General features: G+C 71.7%; 20 protein-coding genes. 9 read left to right on the top strand and 11 right to left on the bottom strand.

Annotated features, from left to right (window positions below; genetic code table 11):
- Positions 1-4 precede the first annotated feature (4 nt).
- Positions 5-2,806 (bottom strand): response regulator, encoded by a 2,802-nt coding sequence (locus ACGFY5_RS10505; RefSeq protein ID WP_392719319.1) that lies wholly within the window; start codon positions 2,804-2,806, stop codon positions 5-7.
- A 194-nt stretch (positions 2,807-3,000) separates the two neighbouring features.
- On the opposite strand from ACGFY5_RS10505, the gene ACGFY5_RS10500 reads away from it, so the two are divergent.
- From ACGFY5_RS10500 to ACGFY5_RS10490, 3 genes are read left to right on the top strand one after another with little or no spacing between them, the layout of a single operon-like run.
- Complete coding sequence (locus ACGFY5_RS10500; RefSeq protein WP_392719318.1) at positions 3,001-3,603, top strand: response regulator transcription factor; 603 nt, start codon at positions 3,001-3,003, stop codon at positions 3,601-3,603.
- Between the two features lie 23 nt (positions 3,604-3,626).
- Positions 3,627-4,124 (top strand): dimethylamine monooxygenase subunit DmmA family protein, encoded by a 498-nt coding sequence (locus tag ACGFY5_RS10495; RefSeq protein WP_392719317.1) that lies wholly within the window; start codon positions 3,627-3,629, stop codon positions 4,122-4,124.
- Positions 4,121-5,047: a PDR/VanB family oxidoreductase gene (locus ACGFY5_RS10490; RefSeq protein ID WP_392719316.1), complete on the top strand. Its 927-nt coding sequence runs from the start codon at positions 4,121-4,123 to the stop codon at positions 5,045-5,047. Before ACGFY5_RS10495 ends, ACGFY5_RS10490 begins: the two co-directional genes overlap by 4 nt.
- Positions 5,048-5,070: 23 nt before the next feature.
- Here ACGFY5_RS10490 and ACGFY5_RS10485 read toward each other — a convergent pair whose 3' ends face one another.
- The 7 genes from ACGFY5_RS10485 to ACGFY5_RS10455 all read right to left on the bottom strand — a co-directional run bounded on the left by ACGFY5_RS10485 (position 5,071) and on the right by ACGFY5_RS10455 (position 12,713).
- Positions 5,071-6,633, bottom strand: coding sequence for a methyl-accepting chemotaxis protein (locus tag ACGFY5_RS10485; protein WP_392719315.1), 1,563 nt, complete (start codon positions 6,631-6,633; stop codon positions 5,071-5,073).
- 94 nt (positions 6,634-6,727) lie between these two features.
- Entirely contained in the window at positions 6,728-7,588 is an 861-nt protein-coding gene (locus tag ACGFY5_RS10480) for an LLM class F420-dependent oxidoreductase (RefSeq protein WP_392719314.1), read from the bottom strand.
- A 36-nt stretch (positions 7,589-7,624) separates the two neighbouring features.
- Entirely contained in the window at positions 7,625-8,506 is an 882-nt protein-coding gene (locus ACGFY5_RS10475; RefSeq protein ID WP_392719313.1) for an alpha/beta hydrolase fold domain-containing protein, read from the bottom strand.
- On the bottom strand, positions 8,503-10,101 hold the full coding sequence (locus tag ACGFY5_RS10470) for an FAD-dependent monooxygenase (RefSeq protein ID WP_392719312.1): 1,599 nt from the start codon (positions 10,099-10,101) through the stop codon (positions 8,503-8,505). The genes ACGFY5_RS10475 and ACGFY5_RS10470 overlap by 4 nt, the downstream gene beginning before the upstream one ends.
- Entirely contained in the window at positions 10,098-11,312 is a 1,215-nt protein-coding gene (locus ACGFY5_RS10465; protein ID WP_392719311.1) for a DUF3500 domain-containing protein, read from the bottom strand. Before ACGFY5_RS10465 ends, ACGFY5_RS10470 begins: the two co-directional genes overlap by 4 nt.
- The gene (locus ACGFY5_RS10460) at positions 11,302-12,162 is read right to left on the bottom strand and encodes a fumarylacetoacetate hydrolase family protein (RefSeq protein ID WP_392719310.1); all 861 of its coding nucleotides are present in this window, start codon (positions 12,160-12,162) and stop codon (positions 11,302-11,304) included. The genes ACGFY5_RS10465 and ACGFY5_RS10460 overlap by 11 nt, the downstream gene beginning before the upstream one ends.
- Positions 12,163-12,164: 2 nt before the next feature.
- Positions 12,165-12,713: a quercetin 2,3-dioxygenase gene (locus tag ACGFY5_RS10455; protein WP_392719309.1), complete on the bottom strand. Its 549-nt coding sequence runs from the start codon at positions 12,711-12,713 to the stop codon at positions 12,165-12,167.
- Positions 12,714-12,785: 72 nt separating this feature from the next.
- On the opposite strand from ACGFY5_RS10455, the gene ACGFY5_RS10450 reads away from it, so the two are divergent.
- From ACGFY5_RS10450 to ACGFY5_RS10430, 5 genes are all read left to right on the top strand, one after another.
- Positions 12,786-13,796: an NADPH:quinone reductase gene (locus tag ACGFY5_RS10450; protein WP_392719308.1), complete on the top strand. Its 1,011-nt coding sequence runs from the start codon at positions 12,786-12,788 to the stop codon at positions 13,794-13,796.
- Between the two features lie 60 nt (positions 13,797-13,856).
- Positions 13,857-15,203, top strand: a complete 1,347-nt coding sequence (locus ACGFY5_RS10445) for an MFS transporter (RefSeq protein WP_392720467.1) — start codon at positions 13,857-13,859, stop codon at positions 15,201-15,203.
- Between the two features lie 127 nt (positions 15,204-15,330).
- Positions 15,331-15,777 carry a nuclear transport factor 2 family protein gene (locus ACGFY5_RS10440; protein WP_392719307.1) on the top strand — a complete coding sequence of 149 codons (447 nt, stop codon included), beginning with the start codon at positions 15,331-15,333 and terminating at the stop codon, positions 15,775-15,777.
- A 66-nt stretch (positions 15,778-15,843) separates the two neighbouring features.
- On the top strand, positions 15,844-16,980 hold the full coding sequence (locus ACGFY5_RS10435) for a phosphotransferase family protein (protein WP_392719306.1): 1,137 nt from the start codon (positions 15,844-15,846) through the stop codon (positions 16,978-16,980).
- Entirely contained in the window at positions 16,977-18,083 is a 1,107-nt protein-coding gene (locus tag ACGFY5_RS10430; protein ID WP_392719305.1) for a hypothetical protein, read from the top strand. Before ACGFY5_RS10435 ends, ACGFY5_RS10430 begins: the two co-directional genes overlap by 4 nt.
- Here ACGFY5_RS10430 and ACGFY5_RS10425 read toward each other — a convergent pair.
- From ACGFY5_RS10425 to ACGFY5_RS10415, 3 genes are all read right to left on the bottom strand, one after another.
- Entirely contained in the window at positions 18,080-19,081 is a 1,002-nt protein-coding gene (locus ACGFY5_RS10425; RefSeq protein ID WP_392719304.1) for an MEDS domain-containing protein, read from the bottom strand. The genes ACGFY5_RS10430 and ACGFY5_RS10425 overlap by 4 nt on opposite strands.
- The gene (locus tag ACGFY5_RS10420) at positions 19,078-19,428 is read right to left on the bottom strand and encodes an STAS domain-containing protein (RefSeq protein WP_392719303.1); all 351 of its coding nucleotides are present in this window, start codon (positions 19,426-19,428) and stop codon (positions 19,078-19,080) included. Before ACGFY5_RS10420 ends, ACGFY5_RS10425 begins: the two co-directional genes overlap by 4 nt.
- Positions 19,429-19,511: 83 nt before the next feature.
- Complete coding sequence (locus tag ACGFY5_RS10415; protein ID WP_392719302.1) at positions 19,512-21,065, bottom strand: alkaline phosphatase D family protein; 1,554 nt, start codon at positions 21,063-21,065, stop codon at positions 19,512-19,514.
- A gap of 101 nt (positions 21,066-21,166) precedes the next feature.
- Here ACGFY5_RS10415 and ACGFY5_RS10410 point away from each other — a divergent pair, with 101 nt between their 5' ends.
- Positions 21,167-22,915 (top strand): sensor histidine kinase, encoded by a 1,749-nt coding sequence (locus ACGFY5_RS10410; RefSeq protein WP_392719301.1) that lies wholly within the window; start codon positions 21,167-21,169, stop codon positions 22,913-22,915.
- Positions 22,916-22,922: the final 7 nt, after the last annotated feature.

The raw sequence follows: 22,922 nt of genomic DNA, 5'->3' as shown, positions 1-22,922 counted from the left end.
CCGGTCACGCAGCGACGAGCACCGGGGCGAGTTCGGTGGCGATGCGGTCGGCGGCTTCCGCCGCCGCGGTGGCTTCGGTGTGTAGGCGCGGCTCGGCGTCGGTGGGGAGAGGGGCGCCGGAGCGGGCCGCGTCCTCGAGAGTGGCGGCGAGGCGGGAGAGCCGCAGCGCGCCGACATTGGATGCCATGCCCTTGAGGCTGTGCGCGGTCGCGGCGAGCGCCTCGGCGTCGGCGGAGCGCAGCGCCTGCTCCACGGTGTCCAGCACGTCCGGGAGACGCCGCGTGAACGAGGTGAACAGCCGCCCGATCATCGCGCGCTCGTCGTCGTCCGAGTCCTCCTCCAGCAGGTCCTCCAACCGCACCCGCATGTCCGCAAGATTCTGCGAGTCCGCACCCTCCCCATCGACCGCCACAACGGCAGCGCCCGCGCCCGCAACGCTCGCGCCCGCGGCCGCGGCGGCGGCGGTGCCGTCCGCGGCCGCCGGCGCCGCGACGGCGGCCGGGTCGGTGGCGCCGACGGCGGCGAGGGCTGCGGCCAGGGCGGTGGCGCGGACCGGCTTGGGCAGGTAGGAGTCCATGCCCGCGGCCCGGCACGCCGCCTGGTCCTCCACCAGCACGCTCGCCGTCATCGCGATGATGTGCGGCTGCCGCCCCCCAGGCACCGAGGCACGGATCCGACGAGTCGCCTCCAACCCGTCGAGCACCGGCATCTGCACGTCCATCAGCACCGCGTCGTACTGCGTACGCGCCAACGCCTCCACCGCCTCCTGGCCGTTGCCGACCGTGTCGATCCGGTGCCCGAGCTTCTCGACGATGAGCTGCGCCACCTGCTGGTTGATCGGGTTGTCCTCGGCCAGCAGCACCCGCAGGCGCCGGGCGGCCACGGGGGCGACGGAACGGCGCCCCACATCGACGAGCGAGGGGTCCAGCAGACGCCCGAGCGTCGACGCCAGCACCGTCGGACGCAGCGGCTTGGTCAGCACGGCAGCGAATAGCGCGTCACCGGTGAGGTCGGGCTGACCCGTGGCGCCCGCGAGCAGCACGAGCGGCAGCTCCCGCCCGGCCGGCAGCGAGCGCATCCGACGCGCCAGCCGCACCCCGTCGGTGCCCGGCAACGTGCCGTCGATCAGCGCGACGTCGTACGCGATGCCGTCGGTGAGCGCCAGCATCGCGGCCTCGGCCGAGTCGGCCTCGGTCCAGCGCATCCCCGACGACGCCAGCCGGGTGGCGACGATCCGCCGTACGGCGGGATTGTCGTCGACGATGAGCACGGACTTCCCGGCGAGACCGGCCGGAACCGACGCGACCCGGCGGTCGGCGGGTGCGGCCAAACGTACTGTGAACGTGAACGTCGTGCCGACGCCGACCTCGCTGGTCACGCGCAGGTCGCCGCCCATCGCCGAGACCAGACGCCGGCTGATCGCCAGGCCCAGCCCGGTGCCGCCGTAGACCCGTGTCGTCGACGCGTCGACCTGGCTGAACTCACGGAACAGGCGGTCCATCCGGTCGGCCGGGATGCCGATGCCGGTGTCCCGGACGCTGATCTCCAGCTCGACCGAGTCCGACGCGGTCCGGTGGCCGTCGACGGTCACCGCGATCTCGCCGCGCTCGGTGAACTTCACCGCGTTCGACAGCAGGTTGACCAGCACCTGGCGCAGCCGGGTGACGTCGCCGCTCAGCGATGCGGGGCAGTCCTCGGTGAGCGACCCGACCAGCTCCAGGCCCTTGGTGTGGGCGGGCAGCGCCACCAGGCTCAGCGCGCTGTCCAGGCACTCCTGCAGGTCGAACGGGGTGTCCTCGAGGTCGAGCTCGCCGGCCTCGATCTTCGAGAAGTCGAGGATGTCGTTGATGATCGCGAGCAGCGATTCGCCGCTGTCGCGGACGGTCTCGGCCAGCCGACGCTGATCGGCGCCGAGCTCGGTGTCCAGGAGCAGCCCGGTCATACCGATCACGGCGTTCATCGGGGTGCGGATCTCGTGGCTCATCGTCGCGAGGAACGCGGACTTCGCCGCGGTGGCAGCGATCGCCTCGTCCCGCGCCGCGCAGATCGCGTCGACCGACGCGTTGATCGCCTCGGCGGCGTGACGCAGCTCCACCGGGCCGGTCGGGCGGACGCGGCGCGCGAGGTCACCGGCGCTGATCAGGTCTGCGGCAGCGGTGATCCGGCGGACCGGGGCCGTCAGCGAACGCGTCACCCAGGCGGCGACGCCACCCATCACGAGCGCGGCGAACACCGACCCCCACAGCAGGAGGCGCTGGGTGGCGGCGGCACCGGCCGCGCGCGCGGCCTGGCCGGCGGCGAGCAGCGTGCGCTCGTGGCGCTCCAGGTCGGAGAGGAGTGTCTGGATCCGCGCCATGTCCTGGTCACCGCGGTCGGTGAGGACGACGCTCTGCGCCGCGCCGAAGCCCTGGGTGCGGCGCAGGCGGACGGTCTGGGCGAGCTCGGCGAGCTTGCCGTCGACGACCGGGCGCAGGGCGGTCAGCGCGCGGCGGGCGACGGCGTCGTCGGCGGCCGCGGACGCCAGGCCGCTCATCGTCGAGTTGACCTGGTCCACCGCACCGGCGTAGGGCGCCAGGTAGGAGTCGCGGCCGGTCAGCAGGTAACCGCGCTGGCCGCGCTCGGCGTCCTGCAGCTGGGTACGGAGCGCGGCGATGCGGTCGAGCACCTGGTAGCTGTGCTCGACCGAAGCCTGGTTGTGGCTCATCTGCTCGATGCGGACGTACGCGCTGCCGCCGAGCACGGCGGTGACGACCATCGCGAGGACACAGCCGAAGGCCACGAGTCGTCCGACGGTCCACCTGGCCATGCGCACCCCGATCCCGCTCAGCTGCCGACACCTCCACCATCGGCGGCGTCGGGTGCGCACTGGGCCCCGCTCGGGTGCGGAACGGGTGTGGCCTGCGAACTTGCGTTTCTCGCTCCCGGGCTGCACCCGTTCTGCAACTTTTCCGAGACCTGCGCTGGGTCAATATCAGGATGAAGCGGGGAAAGGGATGCCATATGGGCGCGATCGTGATCGCCGAGGACGACCCGGATATCCGGGTGATGATCACCGAGAAGCTGTCGCGGGCCGGTCACCAGGTGACAGCGGCCGAGGATGGTGCGGCCGCGATCGTCGCGGTGAAGAACTCGGTGCCGGACGTCGTGGTGCTCGACATGCAGATGCCGGGGCTGTCCGGCCTCGACGTCGTGCGGTTGATCCGGGCCGACCCGACGACGGCGAAGGTTCCCGTCATCATGGTGACGTCACACAGCCAGCCGCAGTACATCGGCGAGAGCTTCAACTCGGGTGTCGACGACTTTCTGGCCAAGCCGTTCAGCCCACGCGAGCTGGCCGCCCGGATCGACCACCTGCTGCAGGGCTCGACGGTCCCGGACGACGACCAGCTGATCGGCGCCCCGGCTCCCGGCTCCGTTCCCGCACCGGCGCCGATGCCGGTACCGGTGCCCGGCGCCCCGGTCCCCGAGCGGGCGGCGGCAGCCGAGCGCACGGCCGCACCCGCGCCGGTGGCGGAGACGGTCGCGGCGGCGCTGGTGGCCACCGACGAAGCCGAGGCCACTGTGGGTCGCCGCCGCTTCTTCCGGCTGTTGACGTCCGACTGACCCATAACTGAGATCCTGGAACGATGGTTGCATCGCACACGAGCGTGCCGCGCTGGCCGACCACCGATCCCGGGATCGACGAGAGCGGACGCGCATTCGCGGTGATGGCCTTCGGCGGTGAGGCCGCCGGGGTCGCCGCCGACTGGTGCGAGCGGATCAGAGCGCTGGCCCGGCCGGTGTGGGTCCGGCGCTCCGAGCGGGCCGACGAGGACGCGCTCGCTGCGCTCGCCGACCGTCTGCGGCTCGTGAACGTCGGCTGGCGCCTCCTGTTGGCAGGGCCGGAGATCGACGTCCTGCGCGCGCACGCGGTGGCGCTCGACGGCGGCGCACTCGACGCCGAGCTACGGATCCTGGTCACCGACGACCGGCGCCGCCGGGTGCGGTGCGCGCACTGCGCGGCGACCACGGAAGCCGACGTCCGCCCGGACGAGCGGCTGCGGTGCTCCGGCTGCGGCCGCACGCTGGTCGTGCACGCGCACGTCTCGCGCGTCCACGCGGCCTACCTCGGCTCGGCTGAATGACGGTCCTGGACCTCGTCGTCCGGCGCACCACCGAGATCGCGGACGGCATCCGTGAGCTGGCCCTGGCCGCGGCCGACGGACGGCCGCTTCCGCCGCACCCGGCCGGGAGTCACGTCGTGCTGGAGTGCGGGCCGGCGCGTAACTCGTACTCGCTGACGAACGACGGCGCCGCCCCGAGCGAGTACACGATTGCGGTGCTGCGCCGCAGCGGCGGGTCGGTCTACCTGCACGAGCGGGTGCCCGGCGACACCGTGAAAGCCTCCCGTCCGCGCAGTGCGTTCGCGCCCGTGCGCACCGCCCGCAAGCACCTGCTGATCGCCGGTGGGATCGGGATCACGCCGATGGTCGCGCACGTCCGCGACGCCCGACGCTGGGCGCAGAACGTCGAACTGATCTACGTGCACCGGCTGGACGCGGGTGCGTTCGCGGCGGAGCTGACCACCGCGCTCGGTCCGCACCTGCACCGGGTCACCACCCGTGAGGACTTCCTGGGCGTGCTGAAGGGCGCGCTCACCGACCAGCCGCTCGGCACCCACCTGTACGTCTGCGGCCCCGGCAGCCTCACCGACCGGGTGCTCACGGACGCCGCCGACGCCGGGTGGGTGCCGCAGCGCCTGCACCTCGAACGTTTCGTGCCGGCCGAGCTCGACCCGGGCCGCGAGTTCGTCGCCCGCCTGGCCAGGACCGGCAGGGACGTCGTCGTGCCGCCCGGCACGAGCCTGCTGGAAGCCCTCCTGGCCGCCGGCGTGGCGGTGCCGAACCTCTGCCGCCAGGGCATCTGTGGCGAGTGCCGGACACCAGTCCTGGCCGGCACACCCCACCACCGCGACGAGTACCTCGACGACACCGAACGCACCGCCGGCACCGCGCTCATGGCCTGCGTCTCCCGCAGCGAAACCGACACCCTCGAACTAGAACTCTAACCGTGAACTGAAGCTACAGACACTCAGACCCGGAACGCACTAACCAACTGCTGGAGGTCGTTGCTCATTCGCGACAGATCGGCCGTCGCCTTCGCCGACTCGGTGACGCCCTGCCCGGTGATCTCGGCGGCCTCGGCGACCCCGCTGATGTTCGCCGTGATCTCGCCGACGCCCTCCGACGCCCCCGACACGTTCCGGTTCATCTCGCCGGTCGTCGCGGCCTGCTCCTCGACCGCGGCGGCGATCGTCACCTGGTAGTCGTTGATCCGCCCGATGACGTCGCGGATCGCGTCCAGCGCGCTGACGGCCGTCTGACTGTCGGCCTGAATGGCCTGCACGCGCGTCGAGATGTCCTCGGTGGCCTTGGCGGTCTCCTGCGCCAGCTCCTTGACCTCGTTGGCCACCACCGCGAAGCCCTTGCCGGACTCGCCGGCCCGGGCGGCCTCGATCGTCGCGTTGAGCGCGAGCAGGTTCGTCTGCTCGGCGATCGACGTGATGACCTTGACGACGTTGCCGATCTCGATCGACGAGTCGCCCAGCTGGTGCATCGTCGAGTTCGTCGACTCGGCCGCCTGCACCGCCTCCGCCGCGACGGTCGCGGCCTCGTTGGCGCTCTCCGAGATCTGCTGGATCGCCGCGCTCATCTCTTCCGAGCCCGCCGCGACCGTCTGCACGTTCATCGACACCTGTTCAGCCGCCCGGACGACGGCCTGCGCCTGCGCGGACGTCTCCTCCGCGCTGTGCGCGATCTGGACGCCGGACGCGGTCAGCTGCTCGGCGGCGGCCGCGAGCGCGTGGGCGGACTCGCCCGCCGCACCGACGAGCTTGCGCACGGACGTCATCGCCGTGTTCAGCGACGCGTTCATCTCGCCGATCTCGTCGTTGCCGACGTCCTCCACGGTGCGTGTCAGGTCGTTGGCTGCGACCGCGCTCAGCACCGCGGACGTACGGGCCAGCGCACTGAGGATCGAGCGCACCACGAGCGCGCAGACGACGAGCGTGACCACGGCGATCAGCGTCGCCAGCCCGAGCGAGAACCAGAGCGCGGTCTGCGCCTGGGACTTCGCGTGGACGTTCTCCTCGGCGAGGAAGTCCGCGTTGAGGTCCTCGAGCTTGGTGAGCCCGGCGAACATCTGGTCCTCGATCGGGCCGAGCGTCGCGTCGGAGACAACGGCCGCACGCGCGCGGTTACCCTGCCCGACCAGCGCGATCACCTGCTGGGCCGCGGTGTCGTACCGGGTTTCCAGCGCGCGGAGGTCGTTGACGATCTCGACCTCCGCTGCGGTGTTGTCGAGGCCGCCGTATTCGTCGAGGTACTTCTCGTACTCGGCCCCGTCGGCCTTCCACTCGGTGACGTGGGAGGTCTTCCCGCTGGCCACATAGCTGGAGAGGTCGTCGGCCTGTCCGGTCTTGGCGACCTCCATCTCCAGCGAGAGACGCACCGACGGGTAATTGTTGTCCGCGATCTCGGTCAGCGCGGCGCTCGACTGGTGGCCGGTGTAGTACTGCACCCCGGACATTGCGGCGACACCCACGAGCGCTACCGCGCCCATGCCGACGAGCTTTCGCTTGATCGTCCAGCGCACTCCGGTTCCCCCGATCCGTAGCGAGACGTCGGGGTCCTATCGGCGCCCCGCTCCCGAAGCTGAGGCGCACGCCGCAGCGGCCCGGGCGGGTGGCTCAGGGGCGGGTGGCGGAGAGGCCCAGGCGGTCGGCGGTGCGGGCCAGGGAGGCGACCACCTCGTCGGGGGAGCGGTCGGGTAACCCCCAGATCGCGTCGGTGATCCCCGCGTCGGACCACGAGTCGAGCAGCTCGGGCGTGGGGCGCGAGGTCGCGAGCACGTGGATCTGCGGCTCGCCGTCCCGCCCGGCCCGGCTCCACGCGTCGCGGAGAGCGTCGGTCTTCTCGCGCAGACCGGTCTCGGTCGGCGTGGTCATCCAACCGTCAGCGGTACGCGCGATCCACGCGAACGTCTTCGGCCCGCCGCCGGCGCCGATGATCAGCGGCACGTGGGCCTGAACCGGCTTCGGATACGCCCACGACGGACCGAACGACACGTATTCGCCCTGGTAGTCGGCGACTTCCTGGGTCCAGAGCGCCCGCATCGCCTCGACGTACTCCCGGAGCACGGTGCGCCGCCGCGGCGAGTCGACGTGGTGGTCGGCGAGCTCGTCGGTGTTCCAGCCGAAGCCCGCGCCGAGCGTCACCCGGCCGCCGGAGAGGTGATCGAGCGTCGCGATCGTCTTCGCGAGCGTGATCGGGTCGGACTCGACCGGGAGCGCCACCGCTGTCGCGAGCCGGATCCGTGTCGTGACCTGCGCGGCGGTGGCGAGGGCGACCCACGGGTCGAGCGTGCGGGAGTACCGGTCGTCGGGCAGGGCGGCACCCCCGGTGCCGGGGTGCGGGGCTTCCCGGCGGACCGGGATGTGGGTGTGTTCGGGCACGTAGAAGGTGTCGAACCCGGCGTCCTCGGCGGCCCGGGCCGCGTCGGCCGGCCGGATTCCCCGGTCGCTGGCGAACAGCACGACCCCGTGCCTCATGCGCACCTCCACGTTCGAATTAGAACGTGTTCTACTCTAGAGGTGGTGGCGGAGGAAGTCGATCGTGCGGTTCAGGGCCGTTTCGGCGACCTCGGGCGTGCCCAGCCACATGTGGTCGGCGTCCTCGAAAAGCTCCAGTTCGACGTTCGGCAAGGCGTCGGCGAGACGGCGGCTCTGCTGGGCCGGGACCAGGCGGTCGGCGGTGCCGTGGAGCAGCAGGAACGGCGGTGCGTGTTCCCCGGCGTAGGTGATCGGGCTGGCCTCGGCGGCCCGCTCCGGCACCGCGGAGACCGGCGCCCCGAGAAACAGCGCCTCCCGCGAGTCCGGCGCGTCGGGGTCGGTCGGCACGGTTGCCAGGTCACTGGGGGCGTACCAGCAGACGACGGTCTTCACCGCACTCGATACACCGGTGATCCCGACACCGCCCTCGAAGTCGCTGGTGAGGCCGAGGAGGGCGGCCAGGTGGCCGCCGGCGGATTCGCCCCAGGCGGCGATCCGGGTGGGGTCGAGGCCGGCTTCGGGGCCTCGGGTGCGGAGCCAGCGGACGGCTGCCTTGGCGTCGTGCAGGGCGGCGGGCCAGGTGGCCTCGCCGGAGAGGCGGTAGTCGATCGACGCGACAGCGATCCCGGCGAGCGCGACGCGTTCGAACGGCGTGGGGCTCGCCCCGGCGAACGCGGGACCCGCCGCGTTGCGGCTCCCGACCAGCCACCCACCCCCGTGCAGGAACACCACAGCGGGAACCGGCCTGCCGAACCCCTCCGGCGGCAGGTACAGATCCATCTCCAACGGCCGGAACCCCGGCACCCCCGCGTACCGGACGCTCCCCACCACCCGCACCCCACCGGCCCCGCTCCGCGCCTCCGGCAACGGCCCGGCATGCGGCGGCATCAACCCACCCGGCCGCGGCGGGGCGGTCATCGGGCTGCGCCGTGGGACGCGGCGGGGGTCGGACGGGCGGTGGGGCGGAGTGCGCCCGTGACCGTTCGGCAGATGGTGGCTGGGTCTTCGGGGGAGGAGCCGCGCCAGGCTATGTGCTGGTCGGGGCGGACCAGGAGGAGGTCGGCGTCGTAGTGGGGGCGGAGGGTCGGGGCGTCCAGGACCGTCAGCGGGATGCCGAACCCCCGTGCGGTGTTCAGGAGTCGTGTGATGTCCACTCCGGGGGTCAGGCGCAGCAGGGTGAACTCGGGGCCCAGGCGGTCGTAGAGGGAATCGCCGTCCCCGAGCCAGGCGTGGGGTAGCCGCGCCCCCGGGTGCGAGGACGGCACGTACTCGGTCAGAGTCGGCGACGGCACGTCGTCCCCGTCCGCCACCACGATCGGCGACGACGGATAGTCGTACCCCAGCACGAGCCCGAGACTGTGGAACTCGGGGTCCTTCACCTGCAGCGCCTCCGCCAACTGGGCACGCACCCCGGCATCCTCCAGATCCACGCTCCCGAACGCAGGTGCAAGAAACGCCTCCTGCGACCCGGCCGCCTCGATCGTCCGCTCGGCAACGGGACGCCGCTCCGCCTCATAACTGTCGAGCAACGACGACGGCGCCCACCCCCGCAGCACCGCGGCGATCTTCCACCCCAGATTCACCGCGTCCCCGACACACGTGTTGAACCCGTGCCCACCCCACGGCGGATTCAAGTGCGCCGCATCCCCGACCAGGAACACCCGCTCCCCGCGGTACCGATCGACGAGCAACATCCGCGCCGACCACGGATCGGTCGCGAGCACCTCTACCTCCCGCGCCCCGGTCAACGACCGCACCAGCGCGGCGGGGTCGGCCCCGTCGTGCACCCCTTGGACGATCGCCCACCACGTCCCGTCGAGGTCGAGCCGCCCGAGCAGCCCCCCGACCTCGGCCCCGATCACCCAGTAGTGCACACCGAGCCCACACAGCGGACGGGTCTCGAGGTCCGGAGCCCGGAACGTGACGCTCAGGTTCGGCATCGTGCCGGACGCACCCTCGTACCGCGCACCGATCGCCCGACGCGTGATCCCGGCGCTGCCGTCACATCCCAGCACGTACTCGGCCCGGACCTCGTGCTCACGTCCGTCCGGGGATCGCACCACCGCACGGGGCAAAGGCCCGTCCTCCACCGACACAGCCACCCACCCGACCAGCAACGACACGCTCGGCAACGAGGCGACAGCCTCCCGCAGCACCTGCTCGACGACCGGCTGCGGCGCCTGCTGCCCCGCCTCGGCGAACTCGTCCCGCCGCTCGGTGACCAGCCCGAACGCCTCGGTGAACCGGGTGATCTCGTGGCCGAACATCCCGGTGCAGAACACCACGTCCTGCGCGTGCGACACCGGCAGCGGCGCCAGTTCCCGCAGCCGGTCGGCGAGTCCCCACCGGCGCAGGTGCTCCATCGTCCGCACGCTGGTGGTCTTGGCGCGCGCCCGCAGCGGGTCGAGCGTCGTCCGGGGCTCGACGACGACCACGTCGATGCCGCGGCGCCCCAGCTCGAGGGCAGCGGCCAGCCCGCTGGGTCCGCCGCCGATGACGAGGACCTGGGTCACGCGGTCCACTGATTCACCCAGGCCCGTCCGTAGTCGTTGCCGTGCGGAGTGCGCAGCACCGTGTGGATGTGGAATGGCTGCGGTGTGTCGTAGTCGAGGAAGACACCGCAGTGGTGGTCGAGCTCGGCGATCACCACCGGTGATTGCAGCCGGTAGTAGAAGACTGTCCCCGCCCCAGGAGCACAGTCGCCGATCCAGCAGAACCACGTCTCGTCCCAGTGCGCCCGGATCTCCCGCAGCCGGGCGGACCGCGGCCCGGCGGGCAGCACGGACACGAATCGCTCGGCGAGTTCGAGCACCGCCGCCTGGGCCGAGTCGGGCATCGACGCCACCCGCACACCCTCGAACGGGATCACGCGGTTGTCCTGGAACGCGCCGGCCAGGTGCCGCTCGTCACCGGGGTGCACCCGGCCCGGTGGCATCGCGGGGTCGACCATCTCCCGGTACACGGTCGCGGCTTCCCGCTGGGAATCCGGCAGCGACGACATCACCCGCAACCCCAGCGCGATGTGCTCGTCGAAGGAGCCCTCGGCGGGTTCGGCGCCGAGGAACAGCGGGGAGACGACCATCCGGCCTTCGACGACCAGGCAGTTGACGGCGCAGTGGTGCCCGAAGAGCTGCCACCCCCAGGGGGCGTTCAGGCTCGGCTCCCCGTACAGGGCCACGTTGTAGCTGAACTCGTTCAGGATCGTCGGGAGGTCCACCACCTCACCGAGCACACCGTTGATCCGCATCATCGCGTGCGCGAGTTCGTACCCCTCGGGAGAAAGCGACGCCCGCATCAGGCCCAGCGCGGCCTCCCGCACCGCGACCGGCTGGAACTCCAGCCGCAGCCCGGTGTCGAATTGCAGAAATTCGGGGTTGGCCCAGGTCTGCCACTCGACGGCGTCCACCGGGAAGGCCACCCGCTCCCGGTCCGCCGGCGTCAGAGCCTCGAGGAAGGCGCGAGCGGCGGCCACCATCGCCGCGACCGGTGCCTCCTCGCCCGGCGACGCCGGCGACAGCGGGTAGAGCCCCTCCCGGAGCGTTCCGTCGGACGTCACGCCCCGGAACTCGTTCAGGTAGAGCGGCGTCCAGCCCTCGACCAGCCCTCCGGTGAACGTTCCCGGCGTCCGCGCGGCCTCGCGGTACGCGTACGGATCCAGGCCGCGGACGTCCGCCAGCCGCGGGTGGTCGTGCGGGAAAAGGTACTTCTGATAGTCAGCGTTCATCTTCTACTCGAGAGGAATTGGCTACGATCGGATTCCGCAGCACGCCGAGGCGTTCGACCTCCACCTCGACGACGTCGCCGGGGTGCAGCAGCCACTGCGGGTCACGCGCGTACCCGACGCCCGACGGCGTACCGGTGGCCAGCAGGTCACCGGGGCGCAGCGTGAACGTGTGCGAGATCAGCGAGAGCGTGTCGCCGACCGTGTAGACCATCTCGTCGGTGCGCCCGTCCTGCACGGTCTCGCCGTTGACCCGGGTCTGCACGCGCAGGCCGTCCCGCAGGTCACCGACCTCCGCAGCGGGCACGAGCGGCCCCAGCGGACCCGACCGGTCGCCGTTCTTGCCCAGGATCCACTGCGACGTGAGCTTCTGGGCCTTGCGCGAGGTGATGTCGTTGAACGCCGAGTAGCCGACGACTGCCGCGAGCGCGGTCTCCGGGTCCGCATCCGTCAAGGTGGCCCCGACCCAGGCGACGACCTCGCCCTCCCAGTCGATGCCGGGCTCGTTCGACGGCACGGGCACCGACGCCCCGTCCACGGTCAGCGACTGGGTCCAGCGGGCGAACAGCGTCGGGTACGGCGGCACGCCGCTCTCCGCGAACGAGCCCTCGGCCACGTGCTTGAGGTAGTTCAGCCCGATGCAGATCACCCGCGCGCCCGGGAGCACGGGCGGTACGAGCTCGACGTCGGTCGTCGCCAGCGTGTCGCCACCCGGCGGGCGGGTGGTCAGCCGATTGGCGTCGATCCAGAAGTCGTCGAGGCCGGCGACCACCGTCACGACGGAACCGTCCTCGGAGAGGTCAGCCACCTCTACCGGAGACGTGCTGGTGCGGCGGATCCCGACGATCTTCACGGTTACTCCCAGGTGTGCTGCGGCATGAACTGCATGTCGTGCTGCTCAGCTGCAGCCTGCATCCTCGGGAAATCCGGAATGAACGGGGGCTGTTCCCTCGTCCCGTGGTCGGTGGGGTGACCCATGTGCTGGAAGAACCGCTCGAAGCCGCCGGACACCGTGCCGAGGATCCGGGCGGCCTCCTCGACCTGGTAGGCGTGCGGACGCCCGGCGGGGACGTACGCGAAGTCACCGGGGAGCAGCAGGGAGGAGGTCTTCGTGCCGTCGGACCCCTCGACGAACACCCGGACCTTGCCTTCGACGATGTAGAAGGTCTCGTGGGTTTTGTGGTGCGAGTGCGTCGGGATGACGTTGCCGCTGGGACAGTCCGCGGTCATCATGCCGAACTGGCCGTTCGTCTCGTCACCGGAGAGCAGCACGGTGAAGAGGTCGGTGAACAGCATCGCGTGTTCGCCCTCGCCGCGGCGCAGCACGTACGGCTCGGGCTTGCCGGGGAGCGTGCCCTTCCAGGCGGGGGTACCGGAGGGGTCGGCCAGGTACTCGAAGGTCATTTGCCCATGATGGTGAGGCCGGTCACGCCAACCCAGGGGTTTGCCATTCAATGGCACGCGCACACTGGAGCCATGAGAGCCGTGGTGTACAGCGAAACAGGCGGTCCGGACGTACTGAAGCTGGTCGACCGGCCGGTGGCCGACCCCGGTCGGGGGGAGGTCCGCGTCCGCGTGGTGTTCTCGGGTGTGAACCCGACGGACTGGAAGGCGCGGGCGTCCTCCGCCGACTTCTCGAACGGGGAGATCATTCCCAACCAGGACGGGTCGGGGGTCGTCGACGCGGTGGGGTCCGGGGTCGAGGGGCTCAGCGTGGGTGACCACGTGTGGACGTACCTGTCCGCGTACCAGCGGCCCACGGGGACAGCCGCGGAGTTCACGGTGCTTCCCGCCGAGCGGGTGGTGAAGCTGCCGGACGGGGCGAGTTTCGAGCTCGGGGCGTCGCTGGGCGTACCGGCGATGACCGCGCACCGGGCGCTGACGGTGGCCGAGCACGGGCCGTCGCGGCTCGCGCCGGGCGCGCTGGACGGGCGCACGGTGCTCGTCGCCGGGGGAGCGGGTGCGGTCGGGCACGCGGCGATTCAGCTCGCGCGGTGGGCGGGTGCCACCGTCGTCACGACGATCAGCGGACCCGAGAAGGCTGCGCTGGCGACGGCGGCCGGCGCGCATCACGTCGTCAACTATCGCGAGCAGGACGCGGCGGCCGAGATCCGGCGGATCGCGCCGGACGGCGTCGACCAGGTGGTGGAAGTGTCTCCGGCGCGCAACTCGCGCCTGAACCAGGCGGTGGTGGCGAACCACGGGTCGATCGCGGTCTACGCCAACGACGGCGGCGACGAGGTGACGCTGGACGTGCGCGGGCACTTCGCGACGAACGTGCGCTACCAGTTCCTGCTGCTGTACACGGTGGGGCAGGCGGCGCTGGACGCGGCGGCGGAGGACGTCACGCGGGCGGTGGCGGACGGGGCGCTGCCGGTGGGTCCGGAGCACGGCCTGCCGCTTGTCATCTTCCCGCTCGCGTCCACGGGTGAGGCTCACGCCGCCGTCGAGGGCGGCACCGTGGGAAAGGTGCTGGTCGAGATCTGAGCTGGGTGCGGGCGCCGCGGCAGCGGATGCGAGACTCGGGGCGTGGGGTTGCGGCGCGGATTGGCACTGTTGGTCGCCGCCGCGTACTTCATGGAGATCCTCGACGGCACGGTGATCGCCCCGGCCGCGCCGAGCATCGCCGCCGAGTTCGGGATCAGCGCGGTCGACGTCAACGTGGCGATCACCGCCTACGCGTTGACGCTCGGCGTGCTGATCCCGGTGAGCGGCTGGCTCGCGCGCCGGTTCGGCGTCCGGCCGATCTTCCTGCTGGCGCTGACCGTGTTCACGCTGGCGTCCGCGGGCTGCGCCGCGGCGCCGAACCTGGAGCTCCTCACCGTCACGCGGGTGCTGCAGGGCGTCGGCGGTGCGCTGATGGTGCCGGTCGGCCGCCTGGCGATTCTGCGCACCACGCCGAAGTCCGACCTGGTGCGCGCGATCGCCTATCTCACGTGGCCCGCGCTGCTGGCGCCGGTCGTCGCGCCGCTGGTGGGCGGGGCGCTCGCCGAGTACGCCTCCTGGCGGTGGATCTTCCTGATCAACCTGCCGCTGGGGTTGGTGGCACTGGCCGTCGCCTACCGGCTGGTGCCCGCGCTGGAGGAGGAACCGCCGGGTCGGCTGGACGCGGTGGGTTTCGCGCTGACCGCCGCCGGCGTGGCGGCGCTGATCGTCGCGGCGGAGGGCCTGCGCTCCGGGTTCGGCGTCGGGGTGGCGGTGGCGCTCGCCGTCGCCGTCCTCGGGCTCGTCTCCGCGGTGGTGCACCTGCTGCGGACGCGCGCGCCACTGCTCGATCTGCGGACGCTCCGCGTGGGGACGTTCCGGACGTCGGTACTGAGCGGGTCGGTGTACCGGGCGCTGATCACCGCGATCCCGTTCCTGCTGCCGCTGTTCTTCCAGGTGGGGTTCGGCTGGTCGGCGACGCTCGCCGGGTTGGCGCTGGGTGCGCTGTTCCTCGGCAATGTCGGCATCAAGCCGGCGACGACGCCGCTCATGCGCCGGTTCGGGATCCGGACGGTGATGCTCGGGTCGATCGTCGTGGGCATGGCGTGCCTGGTGGGGATGGCGTTGTTGCCGGTCGACGCGCCGGTGCCGACGGTGGCGGCGGTGCTGGTGGTGAGCGGCGTGGCCCGGTCGACGGGCTTCACCGCGTACAACACGCTGGCGTTCGCCGACGTACCGGAGCCGGACATGAACCACGCGAGCACCCTGCAGTCGACGCTGCAGGAGCTCGGCGTCGGCCTGGGTGTGGCGGTGGGGGCGTTGCTGGTCCGGTTCGGCGACACAGTGGTCTCCGGTGCGGCGGGGCCGTTCCGGGTGGCGTTCCTGGGGCTCGCCGTGTTCATGCTCGTCCCGGCGTTCGCGGGCACACGGCTGCCCCGGACCGCCGGGGACGCCCTGACGGGGAGGTGAGATGTCGTGGCTCTGCAGCACCTCGGCGACCTGATCCGGTGTCCCGCAGATCAGTAGCTGAAGTTCGGGATCTGGTAGCCCAGGCGAATCGTCATGAGCCGAGAATAGAACGCGTTACAGTGCTGAAATGATCGAATCCGAGTTCATCACCTGGAACGCGCCGGACGGAGACAACCCCACCCGCACCGCCTCCCAGCGATCGCTCGACGCGGTCGGCCGCAAGGCCAAGCAGGAGTGGCTCGAGCTCTTCTCCGAGAACGCCGTGATCGAAGACCCGGTCGGACCGTCCTTTTTCGATGCCGAGGGGAAGGGTCACCACGGCCGTGACGGCATCGCATCCTTCTGGGACACGGTGATCGCACCGGTGAGGCGCTTCCACTTCACGATCCACGACTCGTTCGCCAACGGGCCGAACTGCGCCAACGTCGCCACGTTCAGCACCGAGATGGCCGACGGCAGCCTCGCCGAGACCGAACTCGTGAGCGTCTACCGGCTCGACGAAGCCGGCCGCATCGAGTCGATGCGCGCGTACTGGGAGGTCGAGCGGACATTGGCCAGCGTCAGGACCCCTTGACCCGAAACCTCCGGCGCGCCTACTCTCCGCAAAATCAGAACGCGTTCCAATGGCGGGAGGCGTGCAATGGCGGTGGCTGACGGCCCCGAACGGGGCACCAAGACAATGACCACGACGATCACCGACCTGGCCGATCTGCGACGCCGCCTCACCGGCTGGCTGACCGCGGTCACCGGCGGCCAGGCCGACATCGGGGATCTCCGGCGTCCGGCGGAGAACGGCCTGTCGAGCGTCTCGCTCCTGCTCGACGCGTCCTGGATGCGCGACGGTCAGCCGGTGCGGCGCGGGCTGGTCGTCCGGATCCCCCCGGACACGAGCGCCTATCCGGTGTTCCCCTCCTACGACCTCCGGCGGCAGTACGACGTCATCGCGAGCGTCGCGCAGCACACCGACGTGCCGGTACCGGCGCTGCATTGGATCGAGGAGTCGTCCGACGTCCTCGGCTCGCCGTTCTTCGTCATGGACCGGATCGACGGACGCATCCCGTCCGACAACCCGCCGTACGTGTTCGGCGGTTGGCTCCTCGAGGCGGCGCCGGCGGACCAGCGGGCCCTGCAGGACGCGGTCGTGCGCACGCTCGCGGACATCCATCGCGTCCCGCCCCTGCAGGACTTGATCACCGAGGCCGGCGACGACCCGCTGCGCACCCTCGTCGACGCGCAGCGCTCCTACTACGCGTGGAGCCACCGCGACGAGGGGCTGCGCATCCCGGTCATCGAGGACACGTTCGACTGGCTGGAGCAGCACTGGCCCGACGACCCGGGTGACCCCGTGCTCTGCTGGGGCGACGCCCGCCCCGGCAACGTCATCTTCGACGGGTTCCGGCCGGTCGCCGTGCTCGACTGGGAGATGTGCTGCGTCGGCCCGCGTGAGGTCGACCTGGCCTGGATGGTGTTCCTGCACCGGTTCTTCCAGGACGTCGCGGAGATCTTCGAGACGCCCGGCATCCCGCACCTGTTCCGCGTCTCGGACGTCGTCGGCACGTACGAGGCGGCCTCCGGTGCAACCGTGAAGAACTTCGACTTCTACCTCGTGTACGCGGCGCTGCGGCACGCCATCGTGATGAGCCGCATCAAACGCCGGATGATCCACTTCGGGGAGGATCCCGTGCCACCCACTCCCGACGACTACGTCATGTTCCACCCGCTGCTCCGCGCGATGCTGGACGACGGTGCTCGCAGTGCCGGCTGGATGCACGAATGAAGCCGACGCCGCTCGACGAGTACCCGCTCCACCAGGCGCCGCTGCCGATCGCGCGCGCCGCGACCAGCGACCGCAACTTCTACGACCGCTGCTACTTCCTCGCCCACGACCGCACCCGCGAGATCGCGCTGATCACCGGCCTGGGCACGTACCCGCACCTCGGCGTCGTCGACGCGTTCGCGCTGGTCCGTCGCGGGAACACCCACTACTCGGTCAAGTTCTCCGACGCGCTGGACACCCGTGGGCTGGACCAGCGGGTCGGCCCGTACCGGATCGAGGTGGTGGACCCGCTCCAGCGGATCCGCCTGATCTGCGACGCCGCCGACCTGGGTGTCGGCTTCGACCTCACCTGGGAAGGGTCGTTCCCGGCGGTCATGGAGCAGTCGCACCTGATGCTCAGCGGTCCGAAGGTGACGCTCGACGCGAGCCGCTTCGCGCAGCTCGGCACCTGGAGCGGCCGGCTCGTCGTCGACGGCACCGAGGTCGACGTCGACCCCGGCACCTGGCTCGGCACCCGCGACCGCTCCTGGGGCATCCGGCCGGTGGGTGAGGCGATCCCGGCGGGGCGTCCGCTCGAGGATCCCCACGAGGGCCTGTGGTGGCTGTACGTCCCGCTGCGTTTCGACGACTTCGCGCTGATCGTCATCGTGCAGGAGACACCGGACGGCTACCGGACGCTGAACGACGCCACCCGCGTGTTCCCGGACGGGCGGGTCGAGCAGCTCGGCTGGCCGCGGATCGAGATCGACTACGGCAGCGGCACCCGGGTGCCCACCGGCGCCCGGCTGTACTGCACCACGCCCGACGGCAAGCCGCTCACCGTCGAGGTGGAGTCGCTCGGCGGCATCCCGCTGCACGTCGGCGCCGGGTACGGCGGTGATCCGGACTGGACGCACGGCACCTGGCACGGTCGCGAGTGGTCACGGGCCGACCGGTACGACATGAGCGACCCGGCCAACGCGGGCCGGGTGCCCTGGGGTGTCGTCGACCATCCGGCGCGCGCCACCTGCGACGGTCAGGTCGGCTGGGGCCTGTTCGAGCACGCGAGCATCGGCCGCCACGACCCGTCCGGCTTCGCTGACTTCGGTTCGGTGGCTCCCTAGGCGCTGTGGACGTCGAGCTCGCGGTGGGTCACGGCGTACGGGAAGTACATCCGCACCGACGTCAGTCCGGCGTCGGTGCGGATGAGCAGGACGTCGGCGAGCTGGCGGGCGAGCCACAGCCCGATCCCGTCGTCGGGACGGGCGGGCGGCCGGTAACCGGCGTCGGCCGGAACGGTCCGTCCGCCGTGGTCGTCGATCTGGACGACGAGCGTCTTGTCGTGATGCCAGGCGCGGACGCGAACCGGCGGCATGCCGTGACGCAGTCCGTTGGTGATCGCCTCGTTCGCCGCGGACGTCACCTGGTCGGCGGCGGCGTCGGCGAAGCCCTGCTCCACCGCCCAGGCCCAGAGCCCGAGCCGGCAGCCGGTGAGCTCGTCCAGGCTCGTGACCGTCACGTCGAGGTCGCTGACGTCGGGCTCCGGTGACATCGCCACGTCGGCGCGGCCGCTCAGGTACTCGGAGGCCGGGGTGAACGTGCGGTTCTCCAGCCGGCCCTCTGCGGTGAGTTCGTGGTCGTGGATGCTGCGGACCCCTTCGATGACCAGCGTCGGGTGCCGCCGGCTGTCCCAGATGCAGGTGACCGGGCAGCCGTAGCCGGCGTACACGTCGTTGCACATGGCTTCGTAGCTCAGGTAGGCCGCGACGCGGTCGACCGGCGCCTCGAGATCGGTGGCGACGTCGGGTTCGGCGATCACGTGGACGCTGCGCCCCTGGGCGTGCTGGGTCTGCAGGTACTGCTTGAAGCCGGTGAACGCGAACCCGAGCCGCCCGTAGAACGCGTCCGCCACGCCCCACTCGACCGCGTCGGCGTCCCGGCCGAGCCGCGCGCGCAGCACCCGCTCGGTCTCCGGATTGACGATCACGAGGACGTCCTGGCGCGCCGCGACGTGCCGGCGCAGCACCGGGATCAGCAGGCGCTCGACAGTGTCGTCGGAGTCGACGATGAGCGCGGCGTGATCGAAGCGTCCGTGCGGGGGACCGGCGAGTTCGGCGGTCACGAGACGGCTCCCTCGACGGGCAGGTGATTCGGTGGTGGCTCCAGCACCAGCCCGTCAACCGCCGGGACCCCGCAGACGTCGAGGATCCGCCACACCTGTGGTGAACAGCAGACCCGGACCGCGACGGCCGCGCCCCGGCCGACCTCCAGCAGCATGCGTACGCCGGCGGCGCTGAAGAACGTCACAGCGGTGAGGTCGACGACGGTGACGCCGTCGTCCAGAGCCTCCCCGAGGTGCGTGCCGAGGGCGTTCGCGTTCGCCTCGTCGATCTCCCCGGACACCTCGAGCCGATGCCCGGACCGGGTCAGTCCGCACCGGGTCGGGCTCGCCCAACGTCCCGTTTGCATGGGGCTCCCACCATCGCTCGCACGGTCTCGCGTCCGTCAGCATGCCACTACGGGCAGTGACGTGCACGCACCCCGAACGGCGGTCAGCCGAGCGATGAGTCGAGCGTTACGCCCGGACGTCCATTTTCGACCACAAAACGGGCCGCCGTCTCCACGGTGGTGTCCCCGGGGCTGCGTACCGTGCCCACCACCCGGAGCCGGGCGTCGAGCCGACCGCGGTACAGATCGCCGACGAGATACCCCCGGCGGTTGTCGAGGTACTTCCAGTGCGGGTTGGCCGCCCGCTCCGCGGCGTGCTCCTTCTGGTAGCCCGCCACGTCGGCGTCGCCGCCCGAGGTGATCGACGTGCCGACCAGCTCGGCGCCGACCACGGGCGACGTCGCGGAGTCGAAGTCCGGTTTGAGGTCGCAGGCCAGCGTGGCGTGCTGGTCGCCGGTGAGGACGACCGGGTTGGACACCGCGCCGGTGCCGAGGAACTCCAGCAGCCGGTGCCGCTGCGCCCGGTACCCGTTCCAGCCGTCGAACCCGAACCGGCGGCCCGGGAATCCCGCGGCCGCGATCATCACCTGGTTGGCGAGCAGATTCCAGTCGCACTCGGAGCCGGCGAGGCCGCGTACCAGCCAGCGCTCCTGCTCGGGGCCGGTCATCGTCCGCCCTGGCGCGTTCGCCTCGTGCTGCGTGCGGGGGTGCCGGGACCGGTACGAGCGCGTATCGACGGCGTGCAGCGTCGCCAGGTGCCCGAACCGGAACCTTCGGAAGAGCCGGAACCCCGGCCCTACCCGCAAAGGCATGTGTTCGACGAACGCGCGCAGCGCCGCGGCTTTGCGGTGCGCGAACGACACCGGCTCGCGCGCGTCCGGGTCCATCGGGTAGTCGCCGGTCCAGTTGTCGTCGACGTCGTGGTCGTCGATCGTCACGATCCAGGGCGCGGCCGCGTGCATCCGCGCCAGGTCGACGTCCGTGCGGTACTGCGCGTGTCGGTTGCGGTAGTCGGTCAGCGTGAACGTCTGTCCTGATCCGACGTGATCCCGCAGCCGATTGGCGCCGGGGCCGACCTCGTAGATGTAGTCGCCCAGGAACGCGACGAAGTCCACGTCCTCCTTCGCCATCCCGCGGTAGGCGGTGTAGAAGCCGTCCTGCCAGTTCTGGCACGAGGCGGTGGCGAAGCGCAGGGCTTTCGGCCGGGAGTCCGGCGCCGGGGCGGTGCGGGTACGGCCGACCGGCGAGGTCTCCCGGCCGACGTGGAACCGGTAGAAGTAGTCCCGTCCCGGCCGCAGGCCCCGCGCGTCGACGTGGACGGTGTGGGCGCTTTCCGGCCGGGCCGTCGCGGTGCCGCTGCGCTCCACCGAGGTGAACCGTTCGTCGGTCGCGACCTCCCACCGGACCTCGACCGGCTCCGGTGGCATCCCGCCGCCGTCGGTCGGTCGCGGCGCCAGCCGGGTCCAGAGCACGACGCCGTCGGGCAGCGGATCCCCCGACGCGACGCCGAGCGTGAACGCGCCGTACGGCACCCGCACGGGTCTGGCCGACCGGACCCGGACCGTCTGGCCGTCGGCACCGAGCAACGCGGGGACGAGAAGCCCGGCCGCACCGGCGGCCAGGAACCGCCGCCGGGGGAGCGGGAACGCGAGTGACACGTCCCCGGAGGCTAGGAGCCGGGGGTCACCTGACGAGCCGCGGGGATGATCCCCCCGAACGGAGGACAGCGCCGGTGCGGCGGGGTCCGTAGCATGCGCGAGTGTCGCGCGACCAGATCGTCCGGGTGCTGCTCTGCGCATTCGCGTCGGGCGGGCTGGTCGCTGCCACCGGGTGGCCGTACTGGCAGACCCACCCGGTCCGCGGCCTGGTGGCCGGCCTCGCGTGTGCCGGGTTCGCCGCGGCCGGTGCGCTGCTCGCCAGCGGCGGGGAGCGGCGCGCGCTGACCGGCCGGTTGTTGCTGCTGGCGGCGTTCTGCTGGCCGTTCGCGTGGCTCGTTTCGTGGGACAGCGGCCCCGGCCCGGCACTCTCCTACCTCTGCCAGGGCGGCTTCTGGGTCCTCGCGGGCACGGCGATTCTGTCGTACCCGACCGGTGTACTGGTCGCACGACGGTATCGGGCGTTCGTCGCGGGTGCGGCGACGGTCATGTTGGGGGGTGGTGTCGTGTTGCTGCTGGTGTCGAAACCCGAATGGCTGGGGCTGCCGACCACCGTCTCCGGCTTCGGCCTGCTCGCGCGTCAGGGCGCATTCGACGTGTGGATCCGCTTCCTCGCCGCGGCCCAGGTCGTGCTCGCCGCCTGGTTCACCGCCCTGCTCTGGATCCGCGCCCGCTGGCTGTCCAACCTCGACCGGCGTATCGCGATCCCCGTCCTGGTCGCCGCGGCCGCGCTCGCGCTGGTGAGCTCGGCCCAGGCGTTCGTCCACCCCGGCGCGTGGACCCACCGCGACCAGCTGCAGGAGTTCTACTTCAGCCAGGGCGTCATCGCGCTCGTCGTCTCGACCGCGCTGGTCTCCGGCGCGCTGCGTGACCGCTGGTGGGAGCTGAGCGCGCCGCACCGCGTCGTGCGCATCACGTCGTCGGGTACGTCGGTCGCCACGGTGCGGGTCGCGCTCGCCGAAGCGCTTCGCGACCGGTCGCTGCGGCTGTTCTTCTGGGCTCCGGTCGAAAACGGCTGGGTCGACGTCCGGGGCCTGCCCGCCGTCCCGGGGGAGGCGGACGACGAGCGGCGCTGGCGCATCAGCGTCGACGGCCTCCAGCACCCCCTGGCGATCGTCGAGGTCGACGCGGCACTGCGGAACCGGCCCCTCCTGGTCGACGCGGTGCTGCGTGCCGGGAGCCCCGCGCTGCTCACCGCCCAGCTGCAGGCCGCGGCGAGCGCGAACCTCGCTCAGGTGCTCGCCGCGCAGGAGCGGCTGGCCGAACGTGAGCTGGCCGAGCGTCAGCGGCTCGAGCAGGAGCTGGTCGACGGCGCCCAGCACCGGCTCGACGTGCTCGCCCGCCGGCTGCACGGGCTCACCGTCCACACGTCCGACCCGGCGGTGCTGCGGTTCGCGGGGGAGTGCCAGCAGGAGGTGCGTGCCACCGTCGGCGAGCTGGAGGCGCTGGCCCGGGGGCTGCTGCCGGCGGCGCTGGCCGAGCGGGGGCTCGGTCCGGCGCTGGAGACCGTCGTGCGGCGGCTCGGTCTCGCGGCCCGGGTGGAGGTGATTCCCGAGCGTCTTCCGGCCGCGGTCGAGGCCACGCTGTACTTCGCGCTCTGCGAGGGACTGACCAACGTCGCGAAGTACGCCGAGGGTGCCGCCGTCACCGTGCGGGTCGCCGTCTCCGACGGCTGGGCTTCCGGCTTCGTGTCCGACGACGGTCCGGGCGGCGCCGGCGCCAAGCCGGGCGGCGGCCTGGCGGGAATCGTCGACCGCGCCCGCGTCCTCTCCGGCTGGGCCGCGATAGACAGCACCCCCTCCGGAACCCAGATCAGCGTTCACCTGCCCTTGGACGTGCCCCTGGTCGCGTGAGCCCGGC

The sequence above is a fragment of the Cryptosporangium sp. NPDC048952 genome (assembly GCF_043197895.1).
Taxonomy (GTDB): domain Bacteria; phylum Actinomycetota; class Actinomycetes; order Mycobacteriales; family Cryptosporangiaceae; genus Cryptosporangium.
Note: the sequence above shows the minus strand (reverse complement) of the source record. Positions and strands in the feature narration are given on the sequence as shown.

Excerpts from the sequence above, each read along its gene's own strand:
- ACGFY5_RS10505 (WP_392719319.1), bottom strand. The coding sequence starts at position 2,806 with ATGGCCAGGTGGACCGTCGGACGACTCGTGGCCTTCGGCTGTGTCCTC.
- ACGFY5_RS10500 (WP_392719318.1), top strand. The coding sequence starts at position 3,001 with ATGGGCGCGATCGTGATCGCCGAGGACGACCCGGATATCCGGGTGATG.
- ACGFY5_RS10495 (WP_392719317.1), top strand. The coding sequence starts at position 3,627 with ATGGTTGCATCGCACACGAGCGTGCCGCGCTGGCCGACCACCGATCCC.
- ACGFY5_RS10490 (WP_392719316.1), top strand. The coding sequence starts at position 4,121 with ATGACGGTCCTGGACCTCGTCGTCCGGCGCACCACCGAGATCGCGGAC.
- ACGFY5_RS10480 (WP_392719314.1), bottom strand. The coding sequence starts at position 7,588 with ATGAGGCACGGGGTCGTGCTGTTCGCCAGCGACCGGGGAATCCGGCCG.
- ACGFY5_RS10475 (WP_392719313.1), bottom strand. The coding sequence starts at position 8,506 with ATGACCGCCCCGCCGCGGCCGGGTGGGTTGATGCCGCCGCATGCCGGG.
- ACGFY5_RS10465 (WP_392719311.1), bottom strand. The coding sequence starts at position 11,312 with ATGAACGCTGACTATCAGAAGTACCTTTTCCCGCACGACCACCCGCGG.
- ACGFY5_RS10455 (WP_392719309.1), bottom strand. The coding sequence starts at position 12,713 with ATGACCTTCGAGTACCTGGCCGACCCCTCCGGTACCCCCGCCTGGAAG.
- ACGFY5_RS10450 (WP_392719308.1), top strand. The coding sequence starts at position 12,786 with ATGAGAGCCGTGGTGTACAGCGAAACAGGCGGTCCGGACGTACTGAAG.
- ACGFY5_RS10440 (WP_392719307.1), top strand. The coding sequence starts at position 15,331 with ATGATCGAATCCGAGTTCATCACCTGGAACGCGCCGGACGGAGACAAC.
- ACGFY5_RS10435 (WP_392719306.1), top strand. The coding sequence starts at position 15,844 with ATGGCGGTGGCTGACGGCCCCGAACGGGGCACCAAGACAATGACCACG.
- ACGFY5_RS10430 (WP_392719305.1), top strand. The coding sequence starts at position 16,977 with ATGAAGCCGACGCCGCTCGACGAGTACCCGCTCCACCAGGCGCCGCTG.
- ACGFY5_RS10420 (WP_392719303.1), bottom strand. The coding sequence starts at position 19,428 with ATGCAAACGGGACGTTGGGCGAGCCCGACCCGGTGCGGACTGACCCGG.